This window comes from Paenibacillus sp. P13VS (assembly GCF_015143645.1).
GTDB classification, from domain to species: domain Bacteria; phylum Bacillota; class Bacilli; order Paenibacillales; family Paenibacillaceae; genus Paenibacillus; species Paenibacillus xylanilyticus_A.
This window is the reverse complement of sequence record NZ_WYEV01000003.1, coordinates 122,659-147,673: the sequence shown is the minus strand read 5'-3', so window position 1 is coordinate 147,673 and position 25,015 is coordinate 122,659. Positions and strand designations below refer to the sequence as shown.

The following is a 25,015-nucleotide window of genomic DNA, read 5'->3' as shown; positions in this document are numbered from 1 at the left end:
TCATATTAGACTTTGAATTTCTCCGTCAACTCCTGAAGTCTTGCCGCCATACGCGCCAGGTAAGTGGAAGATGAACTGATTTCTTGCATGGAGGCCAACTGCTCCTCGGTTGCTGCGGATACAGTTTGGGCTCCTGCTGCTGTTTCGTGGGACAGATGAGAGATGTCCTCAATTGCAGCCACAACATTGGAAGTCTCCTTCACCATATGTTCCGCCATCGTAGACACTTCGCCTGCTTTGCCATTAACAGTGTCCACGGAGAGGTTAATTTCTTCGAACAGACGTCCCGCATGATCCATGATGATCCTTCCTGTTGAAACCTCACCCATGGCTGCACCCATGGAACCTTCAGCCTGCTTGATTCCTTCATGAATAGCTCCAATCAGTCCGTTTACCTGTTCGGCAGATTGAGCTGCTTGCTCAGCCAGCGTACCCACTTCTCTGGCTACGACCGCAAATCCTCTACCGTGCTCGCCAGCTCGGGCTGCTTCAATGGAAGCATTTAATGCAAGCAAATTAGTTTGCCTGGAGATATCTGAGATTACCTTAATGATCTGTCCAATCTCCTGCGAAATCAGAACCAGATGATTGATACCCTCGGACACGTGGTTGACGGACTGATGAATAGTGCTCATTTGCGACACAGCTCCTTGAATAACCTCCCCGCCTTCTTTCGATTTTTGGGCTACGTGAGCTGTGGCTACAGCTGTAGTAGAGGCGTTGTCTGCAATATGACCCATGCTTCCGGCAACATCCTGAATGGTTCGCATGCTTTGTTCAACAAGCAGCACCTGGCGATCAGCACCTTCTGCCATCTGTTCAATGATTTGTGTGATATGCTCTGTTGACGTTGCACCTTGTTCAGCATTCGCAGATAACTGCTCAGAAGCCGCGGCAAGCTGACTGGAGGAATCTGCAACTTCAGATACAATCCCATTCAGGGATCCCACCATTTGATTATAGGCTTCTCCCAAATCACCAAATTCATCTCGCGAAGCAATCGATGTATTACGGCTCAAGTCCCCTTGGCCTACTTCAATGGAATACTCATTCAACGTTTGTAATGGCTTGGTAATGGAACGTACAATGACTACAGTAAGTCCAAAGCCAAGCAGAACAAAGACAAGGATGACCAAAAGTGTATTGTTCCAGATGGGTTCAGCTGCTTGTACAACCTCGATCGGAGAGCGATCGCCAGCAATCTTCCATCCTGTCAACGTGTTGGTGATGTACACTAGTTGGCGCGTTTCTCCTTCCGGTGATGTCTGTTCGATCTGCCCGGAGTCTTCGTCCAACATGGATGCTGGGGACCCTTCGCCCTCTTGAGGAACTCCCTGTTCGAGATTCGAGGAAACGTCCTGCGGCGTATCCCCCGATTCTGGTGCTTCTCCTACCGTGCCGGAACCCTCCAATCCCCAAGACGGTGACACAATCATGGAACCATTTGCACTAAAAATTACGACAAAACCATTATCCCCAATTTGAATATCCCCAACAGTTTCCTGAAGTGTGCTTAAGTCCAGTGCAATGGCAACGATGAATTTTCCGTCACTTGACGCTTGAGCCACGTCTACAATAGTTCTGCCCGACTGTTCTGAGATATAAGGCTCGGACAATACGACTTCTTCAGGGGTAGCGACTGCTTTGGCATAAAACTCTTGATCCTGTGGATTGTAATTGCTTGGTTCGTTCTGGGTACTTGAACTATAAGAAAATTGACCATCATCCGTAACATACACCGCAGCTTCTGCTTCCGGATGGTTTTTGGTATAGGCATTTAACAGCATATCCGGATTTCCCACGGATGAAATGGACTCGAATATCTGTCCCACATCTGCTATTTTACTTTGTATGTATTGATCAACCATGCTGCTTACTAATGAAATGTCTGTATCCGCCATATTGGCAAGCTGTGTATCCACCTGATTCTTGGCCGAGAAGTATGAAAATCCGCCGATGACCAGGCTAGGAAGCAATAGCATAGCGAGCAGTGAAGCTGCAAGCCTTGTTCTGACAGATCTCAATTTTCCGAATTTCATGTGCATTTCTCCTTATGTACGATGTACGCTGTATGATGTATTTGCTCTATTAAGCAAGTTAAAACGATTGACTCCGTGAACTTGACCAAGCTCTTCTTGAGCACAAATCAACTATAAAACAGGTATCTTAAATGAAACTGAATCAGTTCATGTAATAGTCGCTTCAGACTTTTCATGGTGGTCTTAATTCCAATGTAGATACTTACTACAGATACAACTAGACAAAAAAATAAGAAGCAGGGACACGTCATAAACGTGTCCCTGCTTCTTTCATTTTAAGGATATATCTTAAAGATGATGTTCTTGTAAAATTAAGTTTTCCCAGCAAACTTGGTTTGATTGCTGATGCTCTGCCTTCGTCTTCAAAATTATAGGCAGGAGTATACAACATTGCGCAAACGTCTCTGAATGTAAGGCTCTTGGCTATTAAGCAGATGCTGTGCATACATGACAGTCAGCCCGGAGTCGGGATCCATAATCGCCATGCAACCAGCAGCACCGCTCCAGCCAAATTCGCCATGTGGGCTTAGAGAACCGCTCTCCGACTTGGAGATATGCGTACGGACCCCGAGTCCAAACCCATATCCGCCCATATGATCCCAAGAGTAATCAGGGCGCGTCATCTCATTCAGATGATCTGTTCGCATTAATTCCACGGATGCCTGCGACAAAATCCGAACACCTTCAGGACTGGTACCATGACCCGTGAGTGCGTTCAGGAACAACGCATAATCGCGTACGGTAGATAGCAGTCCCGCGCCTCCGCTCTCCAATTCCGTACCAACACGGAACCCGTTACCGTCCATGCGGATGGCTTTTTCGAGTTCATCATTGTATGCGTACTGTGGAATCAGACGTGACTGCTGCTCGTCGTTCAGATCAAAAGCTGTATCGTTCATGCCGAGTGGACCAGTGATCTCTTCCTGCAGATATGTTCCAAATCGTCTGCCGCTTACGACCTCGATCAATGCTCCCAGCACATCGTGACACATGCTATAGTTCCAATGCGTGCCCGGCTCAAACAGAAGCGGTTCCTTCGCGAGTGCTTTCGCAAACTCTCTTGTTGGCAGTTTTCCATCGGTGCTCTGCACGGCCTCTTTGATGGATGGCGCACCTACGTCATACGAGAAGCCCGCCGTCATTGTAAATAAATCACGTACCGTTATGGCTCTTGTGGCTTTCTCCAGTCTGACCTCACCATTCGGCATGACTTTCTTCACATTCATCTCTGCAAACTCCGGCAGATAGTCGGACACTGGATCACTGAGCAGCATATGCCCTCTTTCTACAAGTTGAAGTGCTGCGACGCAGGTCATGATTTTGGTCATGGAATAGAGATTGAAGATGGCCCCATCGGTGATTGGTGTTTTCTCCTCCAGATTAGCGTAACCGTTACGATAGTGGAAAACGGTGTCATTTTGATGAATAACCATCACTTCTGCCCACGGGATTCTCCAGGATGTGACGCGATCAATAAATGAAGCAAGCGGTTTAAAGTCCATGTTTATCCGTCCTTCTATGTAGAATCGTTTATCATTGCACACTGTGAACCATGGTCACGCCACGAATCACATATTACTACTATACGACCATTTGTAAGCGTTGACTACTATACGAAATAACTTGTTCCGCAAAAACAAAAAAAGCCGCTAAACTAGCGACTTGAAGTAAAATACATTTCTTGAGCAGCAACTAACGCAGTCTTACACGCTATCTTTTGTTGACTTTTAGATGGTGTAACTACAACGACAAGATTTCGATATACCCTTCTGTTCCATTCACACGAATTCGCTGACCGTCTTTAATACGTTTCGTTGCATTCTCCACGCCAACCACTGCTGGCAAGCCGTACTCACGTGCAATAACGGCTCCATGGGTCATCAGTCCACCTACTTCGGTGACTAGCCCCTTGATGGATACAAATAGTGGTGTCCAGCTAGGGTCTGTAAAAACGGTAACGAGGATATCTCCATCTTCCAGTTCAGCTTCCTCCATGTTCAGAATCACACGTGCACGCCCTTCGATAACACCGGAAGAGACAGCGAGACCTACTAAAGCTTCGGGTGGGAGGTTATCTCTTTTATACTTACCTGTAATAATTTCTCCATCTGACGTGATCACACGTGGTGGGGTCAATTTTTCATATAGCTTGTATTCGTCTTTTCGTTTGCTGATCATCTGGTCATCCACTTTACGGGTACTAACCACTTCGCGAAGTTCTTCAAAGGTAAGATCATATATATCTTCTTTTTTCCTCAAAACACCAGCCTGAACTAGTCGCTCGGCTTCCTTGAGCAAAGCCTTCTTATAAATGAAATAACGATGTACCATGCCGTATTTGGGGTATTCTCTGTACCCGCTCAAATTTCGAATGATGTCGATCTTTTCTTTTGTTTCTTTTGCTTTTTGCTCTCCATCAGGCAGCTGCTTCAATCGCCCTAATAGCTCCTTTTCTTTTCTCTTAGCCTCCTGTCGCCCTTGCTCAAACTTCCGGCTCCCTTCATTAGGCTCAAAGTTTTTGATATTACCCAGAATCAGGGGAACAAGTGTCAATGGTTTTTCAATCCAGCGAGTTCGGGTTAGATCAATCTCTCCGGCACAACGCATTCCATATCGCTCAAGATAGGCATGAATGGCTTCTTTTACTTCCTGGCCACCAGTGAATTGAACAAGGTCATCAAGGAATTGATCCTTTTGTACATGTTGTAAGTATTGAACGACCTCAGGATAAGGACGAATCACATCTGCGACATCTAATAAGGCGAGCCCCATTTCGGCAGTGATATTGTTGGGAACAGACTGGGAGATCGCATCTGCTGCGTTTTTTTCACCTAACCATTCGTTCATCTTCTCATTGAGCCAGAATGAAGCGTTCATACCCGTTGTTATTACAGCTGAACTTCGAGGGTCAAATAATATCTTTCTAAGTTCCTGGATATCTTTCTGGATAAAATCAATCAAGTCAGATCCTGATTTTGTTTGAATCTTTTGTTTCAATTCTTCTATAGATGCTTCATTGTTCTTGATCAAATCAGTAACGATGGACGGATCCTGTTCATTGATTGGTGTTTGAGAGCCTGCTGGGGGCAAACCTCTATTGCCTCTACCGGAATTCTCTACTTGGTTGTCGTTCGGTAATGATTGCACAAAATCTCCCCGCTCAATTACAGTCATTAAAGCGTCTTTGATAAGCGGATCAGATTTCCCAAGGGCATTTACTATGTTTTCTCTGGTGACAGGTGAGGCTAGCATAGGCGTTACATCCACGAACAACCTCCCGCCAGCTACACGCATAGGCGCAGGAGTTGTCATGAGATAAAATGACAGTCCGAGTGGTTTGATGGGATCAGTCATCATTTGCTGATGGGCCACAGATACATACACATGATTTTCTTGATCATTCACTTCAGGGATCGGAAATAACGTTGTAATTGGTCGGCTCTGGACAATGTAGAACGCGCCATCGGACAAGCACCACTCAATATCCTGCGGACAACCAAAGAAAGCTTCAATCTGTCTCCCTATCCGTGCTAACTCCAAAATGTGATAATCCGTGAGTGTTTGAGCTTCTTGCTGAACAGATTGAATTGTTCGCGTCTCAGTCCCGCCTTCTTTTCGAGCATAGATTGCGAGTTTTTTGGTTGCAATTCTTTTATCGACAATTTCTTCTTCCCGTACCTTATAACCATCAGCAGATACCAAGCCGGAAACCAGCGCTTCTCCCAAACCATAGCTGGCATCGATCGATAAGAGTTTTCGGCTGGACGTCATAGGATCGGCAGTAAATAAAATTCCTGATGCCTGCGGGAAAATCATCTTCTGAATAATAACAGCCAAGTATACTTGACTATGATCGAAGCCGTTCTGCATACGGTAGATTACAGCACGATCCGTGAAAAGGGACGCCCAACATTTGCGAATATGCTCCAGTATGGCTTCCTTGCCGATGATGTTCAAATAGGTATCCTGCTGACCTGCAAAAGAAGCATGTGGCAAATCCTCGGCAGTTGCACTGGAACGCACCGCATATGCATGTTCATCTCCATACTGGCTGAGGTAGCGGCTTACTGCCTCTACAACATCGTAAGGAATTTCTGAATTTATAATGATCTGCCGAATCTCTCTGCTGATTTCACCAATTTGATCTCGTTCTTCTACATGAAGCATCGTTAAGCGACTGAGTAAAGAGTGATATGTCATGTTCTGTTCGATGGCCTTCTGGTATCCCAACGTTGTCACACAAAATCCCTCAGGGACTAGAAGCCCTTCCCTCTTGGATAATTCCCCCAGATTCAAACCCTTCCCACCCACAAGCGAAAGCTGTGTCTTATCGATCTCCTGGAAACTGAGAACCATAGAACTCATTCAACATCTCTCCTAATCATCAAATTGAGAAAAAAATCCTTTGACAAGATTTTACCGGCATGCTACAATAAAAATATATGAAAACACTCGCGAACTGATCATACCATCGTGTTACTTTATATGCAATAAATAAATAAAAAAGGACCTGACTAAATGTCTGGTCCTTTTTTGGTGTTTGCTGTTTCCTTCAATTTTCCCGAGTATATTAGGTTGCCCCATATAATGAGCCAAATAAAAGGCTTGGAATCACTATATTGAGCAGCATGATGGGAGTTTTGAAATAGGAAAAGTGAAAAGCTACAAACAATGCCGAGGAAGCAAGAATTGCGACCCATTTCTCATCAAATACGATTTTCAATCATTTTACTTCCTTTTGCTTCCCGCCTGAGCGGATTGATTCGGTTATTCAGTGAACAATTCGGAAATAATTCTCTCATACCGCCTATAGGAAGGAAGAACTTCATGAATTCCAACTCTCAATCAGAGAATAACGCTTATTTAAAAGAACTGGGTGCCTTATTTATCCCTTTGGACGAAATGGAGAATCTGGACCGAATGGTTGATGTGATCGGGGATGCAGATATTGTGCTCCTGGGGGAATCAAGTCATGGGACAGCTGACTTCTATCGATACAGGGCTGAGCTTTCGAAAAAGCTGATTTCAAGGAAGGGATTCAACATCATCGGTGTTGAAGGGGATTGGCCCGCTGCTTATCGGTTGAATCGGTATATAAAAGGTTCACCGGGTGCCGATTCTTCGGCAGCAGACGCACTGGGTGATTTTACTCGCTGGCCGACTTGGATGTGGGCGAATACAGAAATTCGTGATTTTGCCGAGTGGCTAAAAGAATATAATGCAGCTGAAATCAGTGGTAGCAGTGGACGTTCTAAGGTCGGATTTTATGGGATCGATATGTACTCCTTGTGGGAATCGATGGAGGCCATTATTGGGTATTTGGAGAAAACCAAGTCTCCTCAATTGGAACAGGCCCGCCGCACCTATGCCTGCTTCGACCCATACAACAAGGATCATCAGAGTTATGGTATTGCAGCAGGATTACTCTCCGAGAGCTGTGAGAATGAAGTGGTCGAACTATTAAAGCAGATGCAGCAACAGCGTATGGTCCACCCGGGTAGTGAAGAAGAATTGAATGCAGAGGTTAACATGCTGGTAACTTCAAGCTCCGAAGCCTATTATCGAACGATGGTTCGCGGTGGCCCGGATTCCTGGAATGTACGTGACAGGCATATGGTGGAATCACTGAAGCGTATCATGTCCTATTATGGGGCCTCTGCCAAAGCCATTGTCTGGGAGCATAATACGCATATTGGAGATGCACGAGCAACAGACATGCTGGAAGATGGCATGGTGAATGTTGGTCAGCTGCTGCGTGAGGATGAACAACATCAGGTGTTTGCCATTGGTTTCGGAACCTATAAAGGAGAAGTCCTTGCGGGAAAAGCCTGGGGAGATCCTGTTGAGAAGATGGTCGTGCCACCCGGGCAGCCAGGAAGCTGGGAGGATTACATGCACCAGGCAGGAGGAGGCCGTAATGGCATGGTCATGCTCTCCGAAGCGTCCTCGTTACTGCATAAAGTCATTGGTCACCGCGCCATCGGTGTGGTATATGATCCGAAGCTTGAACGGTTTGGCAATTATGTACCTTCCACCATGGCGGATCGTTATGATGCATTTGTCCATATTGATCAGTCAACCGCCCTTCAGCCCCTTCCGATCCATAAGCCAGTTGCAACGGAAGCATTGTTTTCGTCGTAATGGTATTTGCGTAAAAACACCGCGTGTACATTGCTAAATGAAACCGAAATTAAAAAAGCAGCCTCGACTAGGTTAAATTGAGGCTGCTTTTTTGATTATGTGGACCATCTTACTACTCCGTATCTTTATACAAATATCGTCTTATAAAATAACTTGGCGTACAGCTCCATGCATGACAATAGCTGTTGACCAGGTTGCTGCCGTAAGGAGAATATGTTTTGTCGTTCGGGTCGTATAACTCCCAAAAGGTATCCGCTCCATCCTTTAACATACCTCCCCAGTATGTTCGAATTTGCTCAATCGCCTTTTCCTTTTCTCCGCATAAGAGCAATGCATCCACGTAGTGATGAACCATATATGGGGTTGTCATGCCAATGGCATCCGCATGATGTTCCAGTCGTTCGAGCAATGCTGTGGCAATTGACGTATCAATGACCTCTGCGAGGATCATCCATATCTGGGAAGCCCAAGATACCTGTCTCTCTTCTCCGCTAATGAAGTACTTCTGTTCCTCGTCCCATAGAGTTGCGAGTGCTGCATTCACGGCTCTTTCGATTTGAACGTTAATCCAAGCCGCCTGGTCTACCAAGTTCAGTTCATGGGCAATCTTCAACCCTCTTCTCATGCCATAGATGAGCACCGCTTGCGCCCCAGCCTGCTTGTTGAGTTCATCATGCCAATCCAGGAAGCAATACCAGGTGTCATCGTCTTGTACGATCCCCTGCTCGTTCAGCCTTGCGAGTGCAATGTGAATTTGCTCGTATGCCACCGGCCACAATTCTTCCAGCGTGTCCCGATCTCTTGTCGCTTCATAATAATCGTAAAGAGTGGCTACGAACAGCAGCGCGTAATCGTACAGATAAGTTTCGTCCACATAAGGCTCTGGATACTCATATAAACATGCACCCACTCGACCGCCCTCAAGCCTTGATCCGGCAAAGAGATACAGGCATCGTTTGACAAGGTCATTACAGCCGAAGGTTTCATAGTTCACAAGTGCCTGCAGGCGAAGGTCCCCGATCCATAAACGTCGATCCCGCTTGGGACCGTCCTCGAAGACGGTTTGCATGCAGTCCCGCAACGTTTGCACAGCAACCCGATCGATGTTCGCCATTTCCGGTTCGATGCCTGCTCGCAATGAGGGAACTGCTGCCAAATCAGCAGAGGTTACTGTCGTACAGTACAGATCGGTAAGTTGGACGTCATAACGAATCGACGTTTCAAGGACGTCAATCTTCAGATAACGGAATGCATAACGGCGATCCAGCGTGATCGTTCCCGGCAGCACATCCACATTGATGATCTCATCCTGCAGCCAAGACCGGCTAAGCCATCCTTTGTATTCACTGAAATCCTCTCCAACTTCACATGGCATCTCGCCGAATGTCAATCGAATCCGGAGTGGCGCATCAGCATTACTCCGCACGTTCCGAAGCGATAGCGTTACATAACCGACATGGTGAGTTCCAAAATCCAGCGTGATGCAATCGCCTTTTTTCAAAATCTGATCGTATACTTGGGCAGCCGAGCCCACCGGTTCGATGCTCCATCCTTGGAAAGCACCCTCATCTTGAACTACATTCACCATGCGTTCCGGGTAAACTTTCTGTTGATGCAGTTCAGGGGTAAGCTGCTTTGCTTGGTCTAACCAGGTCGTTTTTATCACGTGTTCATTCATACACTTGGCCTCCCTATCCTTTGACCGCTCCAACGGTCATGCCACCAATGAAATATTTTTGCAGGAACAAAAACGCGAGCAGCAGCGGTAGAGCACACAGAAAACATGCGGCAAACAACACGTTCCACTGCGTGGGATTTTGCTGATCCCCAAGAAATCCAAGCATGGCAAGTGGCAATGGGGAGTCATCTGCTCCCGAGATGAAGATCATATTGAAGAAGTAATCATTCCAGATCCACACACCCTGCGTAATAATGACAGATACGGTCACGGGAATAAGCAAGGGAAACACCACCGTCCAGAAACGTTGGAACAGTCCTGCCCCATCGATGTGTGCAGCTTCCTCCACTTCTTCAGGAACACCACTTCGAATGAAGCCAGTATACAGGAAAGTCGAGAACGGAAGACTGCACGTAATAAACATGAAGATAGGCGTATATTGGTTGGTTGGAATATGCAGCGCATTGATCATTTGCACGATCGGGATCAGTACCATCTGCGCAGGTACAACGAGTCCGGACAAGAAAAATAGATACATGAACTTGCTTAACTTCGTCTTCAAACGAGCCATTGGATACGAAGCCATGGCTGCGAACAGAACCACGAAAATAACCGATACACCCGTCAATACAATGCTGTTCCAGAGCGCTTCAGGGAAATGCATACGCTCGAATGCTGATTTATAACTTGCGAGAGACAATTCCTGAAACAACGCCAGCGGGTTCGTATTATTGCTAGGATCACGAAGCGAAGTCGAAAAAGCGATAATTAACGGAATGAGATTCAGGGCCATAACGACGAGTACAACAATCTGAACAGACCCTTTGCTGAGCCATTTACGAAGCGTCATGCCGACACCTCCCGTTTGTTCATTTTCAGCACGAAGACGGCGGTAATTACGATAATTACAGCAAAGGATATAACACCAAGTGCCGAAGCTTTACCGAAGAGCTGTTCCGTAAATGCCATTTTGTAAATTGTGTAGATCAGCGTATTGGTAGCCGTTCCGGGGCCGCCATTCGTCATGATAAACGGGAAATCGAAGGCTTTGAGGCCATTGATCAAACTTAGCGTTACGTTGATCGTAATCGCTGTTGCCAGCAATGGAATCTTGACATGCCGCAGCAATCTCCAGGAACCACAGCCGTCCATTCGGCCGGCTTCCAACAGGTCGGTCGGAACGGTCTGGAGCCCAGCGAGAAAGATAATCATCGTAGTTCCGATGGTCTTCCAGATTTCGACGAAGATAATTGAATAGAGGGCAGTCGAATAATCCCCCAGGAAATTCAATTCATTCTGGATGCCCAATGTATTGAGAAAGGAAGAAATCAGTCCGTAATCCGGCATATAGACGTAGCTCCACAAGAATCCGACGACAATTGCACTAAACAATGTGGGAATATACGCCAGGGAACGATAGATCCCGGTTCCTCTTATTTTCATGTTTAACAGCAGAGCCAGTGCCAAACCGATAATATTGCCGGCGATCACGGTGACAAATGTATAGATCAGCGTATTCTTTAATGAAATGCCAAGGATATCGCTGCTGAACAATTCCTTATAGTTGTCGAATCCAATATAGTTGTAGGCTTGGGCATACCCGTTATAGTCCGTTATGCTGTACTGGAACAACCGCAGGATCGGGAAGATCCAAAAGGTCAGGTAGAATAGTAATGCCGGTAAGGCAAACCAGTACATGGACTTTTTCATTACAGTAGAGCTCATCCTGCTCCATCCTTTCCAAGAAGGTCTGCAGCCAGGGAAGGAAGGCTAACTTTCCTCCCCCTTTGCGGCAGACAGCATCATTCTAGTTTTTCCACAGCTCTCTGAACTTGGTTTCCATGGCGTTTGCCACATCCTCAGGCGTTGTTTTCTGGCCTGCGATAATTTCAGCAAACTTCGCTTGCATAACATCCGACACGCCCGCCGGCCACATCTGATTGCTGAAGTATACGGAGTTTCCGGTTTGTTGATAGTTGTCGTTGACTTCCTTGAACAATTCGTTCTCAAGCTGCACATCTTTATACACACTGATGGAACTGTTGGCTTCCACAAATGCTTTGAAAAGGTCTGATTCACCGTCGAACAGGTAGTTCAGCACTTCTTTGGCAGCATCCAGGTTCGCCGACTTCGCGTTCAGAGCATACCCTGCTGACGTTGCCGCGGATACAAACACCGGCTGTCCAGGCTCGTTACCCGGCAGTGAAGCAAATCCGCGTGTAAATTCAGCTGCGCCCTTGGAGGTCATGGAAGCGTAATCCCATGTTCCGGTTAAGGTCATGGCTGCTTTCCCATCGATGAACAACTGTGCAGATTGGGCACTTCCAATGCCAAGCGAGTTTTTAACCACATAGTTCTTATCATAGAGTTCTTTATATTTGGAGATCGTTTCAACCCACTTTGGATCAGTCAACGATTTCTCACCGTTTTGCAGCTTAACATCAAAATCCATCTCATCCGGATACACGACATTGGCTGCAATCGGATACATGCCGAATTGAATCATCCACGGGTCTTTATCGCCCATTGCTATTGGTGTCACGCCTGCAGCTTGCAGCTTTTGGCACAGTTCCAGGAAAGAGGACCAATCTCTCGGAAACTCGGTATACCCCACCTGCTCTAACAATTCCTTGTTGTAGTAAACACCCAGAAAATCAAGTCCTTCAGCCACTCCATACGGTTTGCCCTCGTAGGACATGTCTTCCTTCGCTCCCTGGCTGATATTGTCCCAGAACGTCAGGTCGGATAGATCTGCAGCGAATCCTGCCTTCGCAAAATCATTGACGCCGCCAGCCGCATTCTTCGGAAAGATCCAGAAAATGTCCGGACCCTGTCCGGCTGCAAGCTTGGTTCGCACAGAAGTGTTGTACTGGTCGTCAGGCAGCTTTTGCACTTCCAGCGTAATATTCGGGAACTTTTCCTTGACGAGGCGCGGTAAGGTTTCCAGCTCAAAATCCTCTCCTTCAGAGGCCTTGTTTCCCGATAGCATCATCGTTAACGTAATGGCCTTCCCGGACTCATCTGTTCCCCCACTGCTATTTTCCGTTCCGCCCTCTTCCTGGCCGCCAGAGCTGCAGGCGCTCAGGAAGATCATGAGAACCACCAACGTTAAGGACCATAGTCGTTTTCTTTTTTTCATCTTGTCATTCCCCCAATTCATGTTTATTCTTGCTTTGTGCACATTCTCATCATACGGTGGGCTTAAGTGCATTTGCTTTGGCTCGTTTGGTGCACTATTTTTAGATTTGACAATGGCGGGAGGAGCACGTATGATTCTGTTCAACATCAAAACTAAACTTTTTCTGGTCCTCGTCCTCGTGTCGATTGTGCCGATTATCGTCGTTTCTGTCAGTTCTTATCGCAGTTACACGAAGCTGGTGAATGAGCAAACCTCACTCGTGACGTCGACAACCATCGGTAATTCGGTCAAAAGCATGGAAGAGATCTTGCAGAATATTGACCGAATCTCGGTCACGTTACTTCAGCAATCCTCTAATGCAACCGCTTACAGTACAGTGAGTGATGAACTCATTAAGTTAAACGGGACGAACGACCAGTATGAAATCTTCATGATCCGCAGCAAATTGAAATTAATCTTCGAAAACATCCTGCTTGGCTACAATTACATCAATGGGTTATACCTGTTCACACCAGATGGCAAATGGATCAGCTATGGCAGCAGCGGCACCGACCTGCGCCTCGATTATATCGCTCTTCGTGATGAATGGTACCTGGATACGATCCAGCGCAAAGGCGATTTATACATCGGTGAAGTCGGCGTCAAACCGTACATTATTAACGCCAAAGAATCAATCGGTTTCTCCAGAGCTCTCTATGATCCAAACAACAACGAGTTTCTTGGCGTGTTCATGCTGGATTGCAGTATGAACATCTTCGACGGGCTAAAACGCAACCCGGCACCAAGCTTGTCCAATCTATACCTGGCGAACGATGCTGGCGAGATCCTATATTCAACTGACGGAAGCAAGGTAGGCACTCCTCTCTCCGCTTCTCTCGCTACGGCAACTCAGCAAGTCGGCAGCAGTTCACAATACAAATCAATTCAGGATAACATCATGACAGTGATTCAGAAGGTACCAGGACGTAATTGGAACGTGATTGCCAACATCTCCATGGATCGGCTGTATGAAGAGTACAACATTTCGCAGAAGCTGCTATTCTATGTAGCCGTTAGCTGTGCAGTCATCTTCCTCCTGCTTTCCTTTTTCTTGTCGAACCTGATTACCAAACCCATCATTGAATTGACCAAAATGATGCGTAAAACCAAATCTCACCAATTCGTAAATATCAAACCTCAAGTGACCAGGCAAGTCGATGAGATTGGCATTTTGTATCACGAGTTCAACAAAATGATGAAGGACATTGATACCCATATACGGGAGAGCTACCAGAATAAAATTCTCATGCTGGATTCGCAGATGAAAGCGCTCGAAGCCCAGATTAACTCCCATTTTCTCTATAACACCTTGGAGTCGATCAATAGTATCGCAGAGATTGAAGAAGTCGAGAGCATTGTGGTGATGACCAAGTCGCTCGGAGACATGTTCCGCTACAGCATCAAAACGGATAGCGAATTGGTTATGGTCAGCGAGGAACTCAAACATGTCGAAAACTATATGGCCATACAGCAAATCCGGTACGGTGACAAAATCAGGTTCGATCTTCGTGTGGATCCAGAGATTCATGGCCGTCGCATGCTGAAACTGCTGCTTCAACCCCTCGTGGAAAATGCCATTTATCACGGGCTTGAGAACAAACGCGGAAAAGGCTCCATCTCCATCACAGGCTTCTTTCAGGATGACCGAATTGTATTTCAAATCCGGGACGATGGTATTGGCATGTCAGAGTCACAGGCGGAAGAGCTTCGACAACTGCTCCTGCAACCACCCGAATTTGTCGCTGTCGGCCAGCGACAGAAGCAAAGTATCGGCATCAAAAATGTACATTCAAGAATTGCACTGTATTACGGAGAGAGCTATGGACTTTCCTTCGATACCAAGATGAATAAGGGAACACAAATTACGATTGAGATTCCAGCCGATTGGGAAAAGAGGTGACCAAAAGATGTACACGTTTATCGTTGTGGATGACGAACCGTTGATACGCAAGGGTCTGTTAAAAAAATTAGAGACTTTCGATCATTCGCTTGAGCTGCTTGGCGAGGCGGATAACGGTGCAGATGCATTAGCTCTGATTGATTCATCCAAGCCGGATATTATCTTTACGGACATGCGCATGCCTGAGGTCGATGGCAAACTGCTAATCAGAACGGTAGGTCAACAATATCCGCGGATAAAGCTCATTGTTATTAGCGGTCATGCCGATTTTGATTACATGCAGGAGGCTATCTCAGCCAAGGTCGTAAATTATCTGCTGAAGCCTTTTAGCAGAGAAGAGATTCATAGCACGCTCCACCAGGCCATCAATGCCATCGAACAGGAACGCTCCTTGGAGCGTGAGGTCATTATGCGAACCGTCGAAACGGAACAGATGAAAATCGATGCCGACATGCAGGCCTTCCTGAATGTTGTACTGGCTCCCAATGCTTCTAGTAAAACACCTGTGTTCCGTTCTGCTGAATTTGCTGCCATTTTTGCATCTGAGCAGTTTGTTCTAATGACGGTCTATAGCCCTCAACCGCTCTCAGCACAGCAGCTGCCTACATTTTCAAATGGTCTGTACATTCCTCATCCACAATCGGATCAGCTGCTGTTTTTCCTGATTCATGATTCGGAATGCACAATGCTGGAGATGCAGAAAAAGGCTATTCAAACAGCAAACCTGATTTTGACGAAATCGCAATCTGCAGACATCTGCATTGGGATCAGCTCACCGCTCACAGGCATTGACGGGGTCAGAGAAGCTCACCACCAAACCATCCTTGCCTTAGATGAACGATCCATTACCGATTTCGGCAAATGTTACGTGTATTCCGAGAGAAACATTCCGTTCAGTCCTCTGAAGTGGACTCGAATGTTTGAACTGCTGTTCTTCATCGAGAGCGGAAATTCACAGAAGGTTGATGAACTCATTACCGATTTTTTTGCCTTCTACATCCGGCAGCCTGACGCCTTGCTTACTCATCTGAAGGAACAATGCAGGGAGATTATTACAGAAACGAAGCGGCTGTTAAATGACTATCTCCAGAACGGGAGCAGCAATAATGCTTCCTCAAGTCTTGAGGCCGTTCTAAACGTATCGTTCGATATGGAATGCATCCGGCAATACATGAGAAAGGTACTGACAGGAGCAGCACTTCTCCTGAAAGATGATAACCCCTATGCATCGGATCAGGTAATCGATAACGTCAAGAAGTATATAGATAATCACTTTGCCAAGGATTTGACGCTGGAATGGGTATCTTCCCTGTTCTATCTGAACCCGAGTTACCTCAGCTATCTATTCAAAGAAAAGACCTCTGAAAACTTTACTGATTACGTGAACCGTCTGCGCATCGGGCGAGCCAAACACCTGTTAGCGATTACGGACGACAAAATCTATCGAATCGCCAAACAACTGGGTTACGATAACCCAAAGTACTTTTTTCGGGTATTCAAAAAATTGACGGGTTGGACTCCAGAGGAATTCCGAAAACAGCATAAATCCTTCTCCGCAAACAACAAGGAACCAGGCCATGTTTGATGGCCCAGTTCCTTGTTTTTGTAGTGCTGCTTAATGGTTTATTGGTCAAGCAATGCTGCAACCTGATCGTGGACTCGGACAATGACCGCAGCAAGTTGCGCGCGTGTCAGCGTGCTCTGGGGTTGCAGTAGCCCATTCGGTGAACCCTGGAAGACACCGAGCTTGATGGCTGTTGCCATGGCTGGCCGGTTCACGGGCGTTAGCTCAATCTGGTCCTTAAAGTCTTCCAGCCAGGAATCCATCTCGGCTTCCGACATCTCTGTATTCACTCCAGCCAATTTCAATGCCCGAACGAGTACCACTGCCATGTTCTCCCTGGACATTGGGGCGTTAGGCTCGTATTGCCCTCCTTCCATCAGGTCATGCTTCACGGCAGCTCGTAATACCGGATCAAACCATTTTTCATTGGATGCTGATGCTTCCGGCTCGATGCCTAACACATTCAGAGCGACCATTAACGTTTGGGCGGATGTTGTCGTTCCCTGCGGTTGCATGCGCCGATCAGAAACACCGTTAATCAGAAGCAAGCTGCTTGCTTTAGCTATATCTCTGGCATACCAAGCCGATGATTCAACGTCAACAAAGCTGCGTGATGCCTGAATAGCTGCGTAGGTTCCTCCTTGATGAAGCAGTACGTTCCATACCTCGTTACCATTCGTGTCCTGAGTCAGCATGCCGGGGACTGGAGTAAGTGCGCCTCCTTCTCCAATGTGCGCAATTGTTGTGGCGTCTGCAGCAGCGCTATTGTCAACTGGAAGGGTTGAGATGACGAACATACCTTGTTTATTCTTAATTGTCACATTCCAAGGCTCTCCAATCACCTTTACGCCCCATTTTTGAATGCTTTTTACCTTCTCTTGGTCCTTCTCACTTCCCTTTTCTACGGTGACAGCAATAGTGGGATTATCTCCGGAATCGACTTCGCCTTCATTCTCGGATCCTGATGCGGGTGTCTCGCCAGGTGTACCAACACTACCCGAACCTGGCGTACTTGGCGAACCTGGATTCGTTCCCGGATTCGTGCCCGGGTTTCCAGGATTAACCCCCGTATCTTTTAAAGTGAACGATAATCCGTCGATTCGAAGATCTGGTTCATGAAACACCAGGTACAAGTCATGCACACCAGTCACGACAGAAGAAATATCAGCTTCTACCTCAGTGTATCCTAATTCCTTGACTGAGACGTTAGCATTGCTGATCTTGTATGAGACAGGCTCTGTCACCGGTACATTCCATACAGCAAGTGGGGCAGAGTCAGGCTTATCTGCATGTAATGAGATCGTCCCCCCTTTTGCATTGGATGCGACCGATGCCTTCACCTTCTGAGCACCAGTCAGATCGACCTTCGGTAAGGCAACCCACGATCCATCTTGCTTCGAACGAACGGCATAGTAGCCTCCTACGATCGATTTCGCTTTTAACTGGGCTGCAGTACGTTCTTTGGACACTTCGTGATAGACAACTTCGTTGGAAGCAAATGCGTGATCAAATACATTAATCGGTTGGGTAAGAGATAAAGTCGCCACCGACCTTCCAGTAATGCCTATGGACTTGGAAGCTTGCACGTCCTCATCTGCAGCCGAGGTTCCAATCATAAAATCATAGCTGCCATGCTCGACGATCCAATCGTTTCGATTAACATCCCATAATGCGAGCGTGTTTGGATCCACCTGCAGCTGTACCTCTTTCGTTTGACCTGGGTCGAGATGGACCTTCTCAAATGCGGTTAATTTCTTTTTGGGCGCATGAGAGCCGTAAGCGGAACTGCTGTTACGGGCGTACAGCTGCACTACTTCGGACGTCGCGACTTCACCCTCATTCGTAACACGGACTGAAACCGTGAATGGCTCTTCCCCTGTAACCGAAGAAGGCAGGTTCAGCGAATCGTAGGTAAAGTCAGAATAAGACAGGCCATAACCGAACGGGTAGGTCACCTTGGCGTCTGTGTACATGTATGTCAACCCAGATTCAATGGGATCTGCATTTGTCATATCTACTGTGAAACGAGGATCGATCGTATCGAGGCCAGATGCGTTTCCTTCCGGCACAACGTAAGAATTAATCGCGGGGAATGCATCCATGCCCGCATACCATGTGGACGACAAGCGACCTGTTGGTGCGTATTCTCCATACAGCACCTGGGCCAGTGCATATGAATCATATTGACCGCCATACGGCTGATATACAATGGCAGATACGTTTGGATTGTCTTGAATGCGTTCCATGCTTACAGGAAAGCTCGATTTAACGACGACGATCGTTTTCTTACCTTCGGCTGCAAAAGCAGCAGATACGTTATCAACCAGTGCATAATCAGCCTCACCCATATCCAGACTTGAGCGATCGTTGCCTTCCCCAGCACTATGACGTGGTGGTGCGCCTACGAAAACAATCGCATAATCGTCTTCAGCAGCTCTTGCTGCGGCATCTTCGCCCGCGTTCTTCACAATGCTCTTCTCAAATTTAGCCACGTCGGGGCGATTCGCAGCATTATCTTTATTTCCAAGTGGGGTTGATGCGGTCACGAGCTTTCCATCCCCATCTACTTGGATGAAGCGCCCGTTGGCATAGTACCAGTTGGTGAAGTCACCAGAGAATCCAGTCCGGTAGCCGTTGGCAACAATAGATATGGATCCGTCCTCATTGTTTTCCATTCGCAGCGTTGGCGGAATGGCACTCGTGTCTCCCATCATATCCGGAAGGCTCCAATCGTTATTCGTCAGATTCAGGCTCGTGCCATCCGTGTTACCTACAGCTGCATTATTGGTCGCAGGCGAAGTAATCCAACGTTGATTATGAAGTGACAACAAACTGGAACCCGCCTGACCCCAATCATATACACGGAACAAATGGGAAGAGCTATCCTCTGCTGGCGTATCCGAAGTCGTGATGAGCTGTGCTCCCTCCGTTCCGGCGTTTGGACTGTACACATCTGCCGTAACCGTTTGTTGGTTGGCTTTGGAGCTCAGACTAATGACTTCACCTCCCGGAGCATAGTTTACGTTGCTGCTTCCATTCATTTTGATGATGGAACGCAGCGGGGATTCACCGGAGTTTTCCAGTTCAGGCGTCGCGCCGACTGAGTAGGTCGTTTTGAAACGGGCGTCAGCATACACGCCGGAAACAGCAGCACGATTTCCTTTTTCCAATGGAAGAATACTGTCATTTTTGAGTAACACGATACTTTCCTGAGCCGCACGAAGGGCTACTTCCTGATGATCCAACTGGTTGTAGTCAGAAGGTGGAGACGTTCGTACGTCCTTGGCTTCACTCGCGAACGGATAACCTTTCGGAATGCCTAGCTCATCGGTTTCATTAAAAATCCCCAGACGCACCAGCTGGTTTACATGGGGTCTGGCTGCTTCGATAAGCTCTTCCTTGGTTATGCCGTACTCTCCTTGTTCCACAAGGGTCACAAGGTCAGTCACATCGGCAGGAGTCGTACCTGAAGGCCGTCCCGCATTTGCTTTGGCAAGAGCCATAAGGATGGTTGCATGACCACGATCCACAGCATACCGATCATCGTACCCGTTTCCAAGTTGGTTTGCGTTAGATACAATCGCATCTCCATTAAAATCAGGTGAGCTGTATACGCCATATTTGGCGTTCATGTTGGCCAATAACTGCAGTGGAGAAAGGATATTTGGAATGCCGTTCGTCCGTCCATAGGACGTCATTGTACCGGCTAACGCACCCGACTCGAAGCCCGGCAGTGCTGCTTTCGTTTGATACTCGAATAATGAGCGTGCTCCTGCGCTGTTGTTTGCGGTTTGCCTGAACCATTGCGCGTTATAGACGGAATAATGCTTGGTTCCTACGGCAGCTCTCATCCAGAATCCATCCTCACTGGCAGGTTGGTCCACTCCGCTTAGACCGCTGGCCATCTTGTCAATCAGCACTCCCGCCATATTCGCATCCTCAGAGAAGCCTTCGTCGAAGCGACCGCTGAGCGGATTGATCCGCATGTCACTGACAACCGTGAACGCAACGCTTAGAGAAGCATCGTTACCCCCATGTATATTGGACTCGCCCTGTTTAACCTTCAGTTTGCTGATTTTCTCACTGCCCATCACTTCTCCGATATCGGACAAAAGTTCCTTATTCCAACTCTGTCCCATGCCAATGAGCGCAGGAAAATCCGTCGATACCCCCTGTACGTTATCTGCAGCAGATAATGCACCTGGAATCACCTTGCCCGCATTCGGTCCTTTCGTAAGGGTATAGTGGTTACGAGAACCTGTAACATATACTGCTGGTCCTTCTAGCCCGGTGTAATCAAAATAGGTATCCACGAAAGAGTTTAAATGCTCTGGATTACCGTCAAATAAAGGCATACCATCAAAGACGCCTCCTTGCTGAGTTTTGAACTCAACTTCATTCGCAGCGGATACAGATGACGGTATAGTGGCCCATGAACCCATCATCAGACTCGCAATCGTTACCAATGAGAGCATCCTCTTACCCACTTTTTGTCTTAAAATCCTTGGCATGCGCTGTAACCCTCCCCATATTTTGTAATCGCTTTCAGTTATCGATTATAAGGGGGCTCGCAGTGCATTTTGTTTGTGTGTTGAAGTACAGTATTTTTAGGTTAACGTCATACGGAGAAGCCAACACAAAAAAAGCCGCAAGTATGCGGCTGCAATCTTTACGTTTAATTCCAAAATGATCATAGATCATCTCACATCAATTTTATATATTATACTGCCTTCATTAATCATCATTTTTAGTTTTCTTCAAACAGACAACAGCTTTTCCGTTTACCCGGCCTTCTCCCAAGTCACGAATGGCCTGAGATGTTTCACTTAAAGTATATTCCCGATCAATACGTGGAGTAACCTGGCCTGATTCAACAAGCTCCTTCCAGATCATCTGGTCTCCATGGTTCGGTTTATGGATAAGAAGGCTTAATTTCTTCTTTTCCAGCCAAGAAACGAATGGACTCCCTACTAAGGTCAGCAAAATGTGCGGCATCAGTCCCCCGATCATGACATAGGTGCCTCCCTTCACTAACGCCCGCTTTAGCGCGAACGCAGAACGGTTGCCGACGACATCAAGAATCAGATTATAGCTTGGTCCGCTTGCCGCGAAGTCTTCTTTGGTATAATCCAGCGCATGATCGGCACCTATTTCAAGCAGCATATCCAGTTTCTCACCACGATCCACCGCGGTCACTTCTGCTCCCTGCAATTTGGCATATTGAATGGCAAACGTCCCAACTCCGCCCCCTGCGCCATTAATCAGAACATGTTCTCCCTTTTGCAGATTCCCCTGATTTCTCAGTCCTTGCAGAGCCAGAACGGCTGCCTGTGGAATGGCTGCAGCTTGCACATGCGTGATCCCCGCTGGCTTGGGAGTCAGCGCCTCTTCGCTCGCGCACACATACTCCGCGAATCCGCCCCAGCCGCAGCCGGACAGATCTCCGAACACTTCGTCACCCGGTTTGAATCGTTTGGCACCCGATCCCACCGAGATCACTATCCCTGCGATGTCTGCACCGAGAATCCGGTAACGCGGGTGACGAAAGGCACCTATCCGTTATCGATCCATTTGATCAAGTGTTTAAAATGATGTAGCAGTCATTTCCTGAATCAGAATACCGGGAATACGCGCAGCAGAAGAGATTGCTGGCTAATCCACGTTATTACGTATGCAAGCGAAGAAGGGCTGAACATATCCGGAGATCCTTTTGAAATCTATGAAATTGATAATCGGGATACCATCGTTTCCGATCAATTCTTGACCGAAATCCAGGTGAGGGTCACAACCGAATAAAATTAAGGTGCATAAACAAATAAGCCGATCCAATAATGGATCAGCTTATTTGCGGGTTTTATCCGTTAAGCACGCTTGTTCTCAACAGATTTCATGCGGTTTTGATCGTCATCCTGCCGGTCATGACTGAATTCTTGTCCGGCTTCTACTTCACCCTGCCCTGATACGCTTCGGGCAAAATTGGTGAACTGCCTTTTATGCTCGTCCAGCTCGTGTTTTTGTTTAAGAAGTTCTTGCGGATCCAGATTCGTCATCTGCTAACCCTCCTACAACACCGAAATAGTCTCCACATTATGAGTTTTGCTGATGCTTAGATTCATCTTGAATTTCTTCACGGAATCCGGAAATGCTATGTTTACGGCGCTCATTTTTTTCCTCAATCTGACCTTTTTCCCGAGCCGGAATTTCATCTCCGAATTCTTCGAGATAATCCTCCGCTTCCCGGTAATTTTCGATGGTGTTTTGAACCGCATTTTGCAAATGCTGCACGTTGTCTTCACGGTTATCCGGTTTGCTCATACATCTCACCTCCCCAAAAATGGAATCAGTGCTGTTTATTCGCACTACAGAAGTGTTCCATAAGAGAGCGAAGCTTATGCATGAAATTCAGTCTCCTTTCCTTCGATAATGCAATGGCGAATGTCCTGTGACCGCTCTAAATACCCGACCGAAATGGGTTACACTCCCGAATCCAACCTTCATCGCAATCAAATTGACCTTGAGGCTTGAGCTCTCAAGCAGCTTTTTTGCCTCCTTGATTCGCACACTATTGACGTATTCTACAAAAGCGAATCCTGTCGCTTCTTTGAACGATCGACTCAAATAATAAGGACTGATGTAGAACTGATCTGCCAGAAAATGAAGCGACAGTTCCTCCATGTAATGCTCATTAATATAACGGACAATTTCTGAAATACGCTCATGCATAGGACTTGGCGCTGCAAGCGGTTCCGCATCATGCGGCTTGAAATGTCTACAGCACATGATAAGCAGCTGCACGGCAAGGGTCTGGGCATACAATTCGAAGCCACTTCCTCGCTCCTTCATCTCCTGCATAATGGCTCTTGTGTGCATATCGATCATCGCTCTACTGCGCAGGGAACCTTTCAAAATCAAATAATCCCGCTGTAGCAGAGGTTGAAGAACTTCTTCATGGGAGCCGTCCACCGAAAAATACTGTGCATGCATATTAATAATAAGCCGCTCATGCTTTGGCCGTTCCGCATTAGTCGTGCGATGCAGAACGTTCGGAGAAATAATAACAACATCGCCTTCCGCAATGGTAATGGTCCGGTCCTGAATGAAAAACTCCCGCTGCCCCGACATCAACACATAGATTTCGTATGTGCTGTGAAAATGGCTTACCGGCATATGATGACTTAATGCTTTTCGGTGGGATACCAGAAATGTACTCTCCGCATTTTCAAAATAGAGATTCCCCATCAAAGTCATGCTCCCTTCCGTTCCGTCCTTGATGTATATATTATATCGCAAGAAATAAGAAGAAATAGGCATTTTCCGCAAATCATGTACATTATCTGTTGGTAAAATGGGATTACAACCAACCAAGGAGGAAGAATACATGCAAACCACCTCATCTACCACGACGCCAATTCAATGGGCGTTAAAAGCCTGTGAAGCAATTATGGATACATTCGAGCCGGAACATCTTCCGCCAGACCGATTCCATTATCATCAGGGTGTCTTTTTATCCGGGATGGAGAAATGTTGGCGACAAACCGGAGAACAAAAGCTCTATGATTACATGAAAGGCTGGGTCGATAGTCAAATTCTGGAGGATGGCAGCATCAAAAAGTATAAGTCTGACGAACTCGACGACATCCAGCCCGGTGTTCTTCTCTTCACCCTCTACGAGCAGACGGGAGATGAACGGTACAAAAATGCGCTTCACACCTTAGTTCCCCTGCTAAAATCCTGGCCCACAAATGCATCAGGCGGATTCTGGCATAAGGGACATTATCCGAACCAAATGTGGTTGGACGGTTTATATATGGCTGGGCCGATCGCAGTGCAATTCGCCAAAACCTTCGGTGAGAGTGATTACATCGATATTATGACCTATCAGGCACTGCTTATGGAAAAGCATACGAAAGACCCTGTCACTGGCCTGCTCTACCACGGATGGGACGAGACAAAAGAAGCCAAATGGGCTGACCCTGTTACGGGTCTTGCTCCGGAATTCTGGGGCCGGGCCATTGGCTGGTATCCGGTAGCACTACTAGAAATGTTCGAATACATGCCTGAGGATCATCCGGACAAAGATAAACTCGTAACGATCGTACAGGATCTGCTGATTGCTCTGACCAATTACCAGGATCCTGCCACCGGATTATGGTATCAAGTCATCGACAAAGGTGAGCATCCAGATAACTGGCATGAGAATTCCTGTACAGCTCTCTTTGCACATGCCATTGCCAAAGCAGTTCGTTTCGGCTATCTGGACCCAACATATTTGCAGTATGCATGGAAAGGTTACCAAGGCGTTATTGACACACTACAGTTTGACGAGAACGGGAAGGTTATCATCGGTAATATCTGTATTGGCACAGGCATTGGAGACTATGATCATTACATTGCTCGGCCCACCAGTGAAAACGATCTGCACGGGGCAGGTGCCTTCATACTTATGTGCGTCGAGATGAATTTGGCAGCAAAATAGGTTGAAACGCAAAAAAGACAGGGACAACAGCCTCTGTCT

The 25,015-nt window shown here is 46.9% G+C and carries 17 protein-coding genes; 4 read left to right on the top strand and 13 right to left on the bottom strand.

Features of this window, described 5'->3' with window-relative positions; translation table 11 throughout:
- Positions 1-5 precede the first annotated feature (5 nt).
- From GUA98_RS05745 to GUA98_RS30240, 4 genes are all read right to left on the bottom strand, one after another.
- Positions 6-2,039, bottom strand: coding sequence for a methyl-accepting chemotaxis protein (locus GUA98_RS05745; protein WP_193722344.1), 2,034 nt, complete (start codon positions 2,037-2,039; stop codon positions 6-8).
- A gap of 368 nt (positions 2,040-2,407) precedes the next feature.
- The gene (locus GUA98_RS05740; RefSeq protein WP_193722343.1) at positions 2,408-3,541 is read right to left on the bottom strand and encodes a serine hydrolase domain-containing protein; all 1,134 of its coding nucleotides are present in this window, start codon (positions 3,539-3,541) and stop codon (positions 2,408-2,410) included.
- A gap of 238 nt (positions 3,542-3,779) precedes the next feature.
- The gene (gene ppsA, locus GUA98_RS05735) at positions 3,780-6,404 is read right to left on the bottom strand and encodes a phosphoenolpyruvate synthase (RefSeq protein ID WP_193722342.1); all 2,625 of its coding nucleotides are present in this window, start codon (positions 6,402-6,404) and stop codon (positions 3,780-3,782) included.
- 205 nt (positions 6,405-6,609) lie between these two features.
- The gene (locus GUA98_RS30240) at positions 6,610-6,762 is read right to left on the bottom strand and encodes a type II CAAX prenyl endopeptidase Rce1 family protein (protein WP_415752996.1); all 153 of its coding nucleotides are present in this window, start codon (positions 6,760-6,762) and stop codon (positions 6,610-6,612) included.
- 104 nt (positions 6,763-6,866) lie between these two features.
- On the opposite strand from GUA98_RS30240, the gene GUA98_RS05730 reads away from it, so the two are divergent.
- Positions 6,867-8,180, top strand: coding sequence for an erythromycin esterase family protein (locus tag GUA98_RS05730; protein ID WP_193722341.1), 1,314 nt, complete (start codon positions 6,867-6,869; stop codon positions 8,178-8,180).
- A 112-nt stretch (positions 8,181-8,292) separates the two neighbouring features.
- Here the strand turns inward: GUA98_RS05730 and GUA98_RS05725 are convergent, their stop codons facing one another.
- From GUA98_RS05725 to GUA98_RS05710, 4 genes are all read right to left on the bottom strand, one after another.
- Positions 8,293-9,858: a sugar hydrolase gene (locus GUA98_RS05725; RefSeq protein WP_193722340.1), complete on the bottom strand. Its 1,566-nt coding sequence runs from the start codon at positions 9,856-9,858 to the stop codon at positions 8,293-8,295.
- Positions 9,859-9,871: 13 nt separating this feature from the next.
- Positions 9,872-10,708 (bottom strand): carbohydrate ABC transporter permease, encoded by an 837-nt coding sequence (locus tag GUA98_RS05720; protein WP_193722339.1) that lies wholly within the window; start codon positions 10,706-10,708, stop codon positions 9,872-9,874.
- Positions 10,705-11,583, bottom strand: coding sequence for a carbohydrate ABC transporter permease (locus GUA98_RS05715; RefSeq protein WP_193722338.1), 879 nt, complete (start codon positions 11,581-11,583; stop codon positions 10,705-10,707). The genes GUA98_RS05720 and GUA98_RS05715 overlap by 4 nt, the downstream gene beginning before the upstream one ends.
- Before the next feature lie 82 nt (positions 11,584-11,665).
- On the bottom strand, positions 11,666-12,997 hold the full coding sequence (locus GUA98_RS05710) for an ABC transporter substrate-binding protein (protein ID WP_193722337.1): 1,332 nt from the start codon (positions 12,995-12,997) through the stop codon (positions 11,666-11,668).
- Between the two features lie 130 nt (positions 12,998-13,127).
- Between GUA98_RS05710 and GUA98_RS05705 the strand changes: the two genes are divergently transcribed.
- Entirely contained in the window at positions 13,128-14,936 is a 1,809-nt protein-coding gene (locus GUA98_RS05705) for a sensor histidine kinase (protein ID WP_193722336.1), read from the top strand.
- Positions 14,937-14,943: 7 nt separating this feature from the next.
- Complete coding sequence (locus GUA98_RS05700) at positions 14,944-16,521, top strand: response regulator (RefSeq protein WP_193722335.1); 1,578 nt, start codon at positions 14,944-14,946, stop codon at positions 16,519-16,521.
- 38 nt (positions 16,522-16,559) lie between these two features.
- Here GUA98_RS05700 and GUA98_RS05695 read toward each other — a convergent pair whose 3' ends face one another.
- The 5 genes from GUA98_RS05695 to GUA98_RS05675 form a co-directional block, all read right to left on the bottom strand.
- Positions 16,560-21,011: a glycoside hydrolase family 3 C-terminal domain-containing protein gene (locus tag GUA98_RS05695; protein WP_193722334.1), complete on the bottom strand. Its 4,452-nt coding sequence runs from the start codon at positions 21,009-21,011 to the stop codon at positions 16,560-16,562.
- A 223-nt stretch (positions 21,012-21,234) separates the two neighbouring features.
- Positions 21,235-22,026, bottom strand: a complete 792-nt coding sequence (locus tag GUA98_RS29370) for an NAD(P)-dependent alcohol dehydrogenase (RefSeq protein WP_415753008.1) — start codon at positions 22,024-22,026, stop codon at positions 21,235-21,237.
- Between the two features lie 335 nt (positions 22,027-22,361).
- Complete coding sequence (locus GUA98_RS05685; protein WP_193722333.1) at positions 22,362-22,550, bottom strand: hypothetical protein; 189 nt, start codon at positions 22,548-22,550, stop codon at positions 22,362-22,364.
- Positions 22,551-22,587: 37 nt separating this feature from the next.
- Positions 22,588-22,815 (bottom strand): small acid-soluble spore protein Tlp, encoded by a 228-nt coding sequence (tlp, locus tag GUA98_RS05680; RefSeq protein ID WP_095358074.1) that lies wholly within the window; start codon positions 22,813-22,815, stop codon positions 22,588-22,590.
- A gap of 87 nt (positions 22,816-22,902) precedes the next feature.
- Positions 22,903-23,739, bottom strand: a complete 837-nt coding sequence (locus GUA98_RS05675; protein ID WP_193722332.1) for an AraC family transcriptional regulator — start codon at positions 23,737-23,739, stop codon at positions 22,903-22,905.
- 139 nt (positions 23,740-23,878) lie between these two features.
- Between GUA98_RS05675 and GUA98_RS05670 the strand changes: the two genes are divergently transcribed.
- Positions 23,879-24,976, top strand: a complete 1,098-nt coding sequence (locus GUA98_RS05670; RefSeq protein ID WP_193722331.1) for a glycoside hydrolase family 105 protein — start codon at positions 23,879-23,881, stop codon at positions 24,974-24,976.
- Positions 24,977-25,015: the final 39 nt, after the last annotated feature.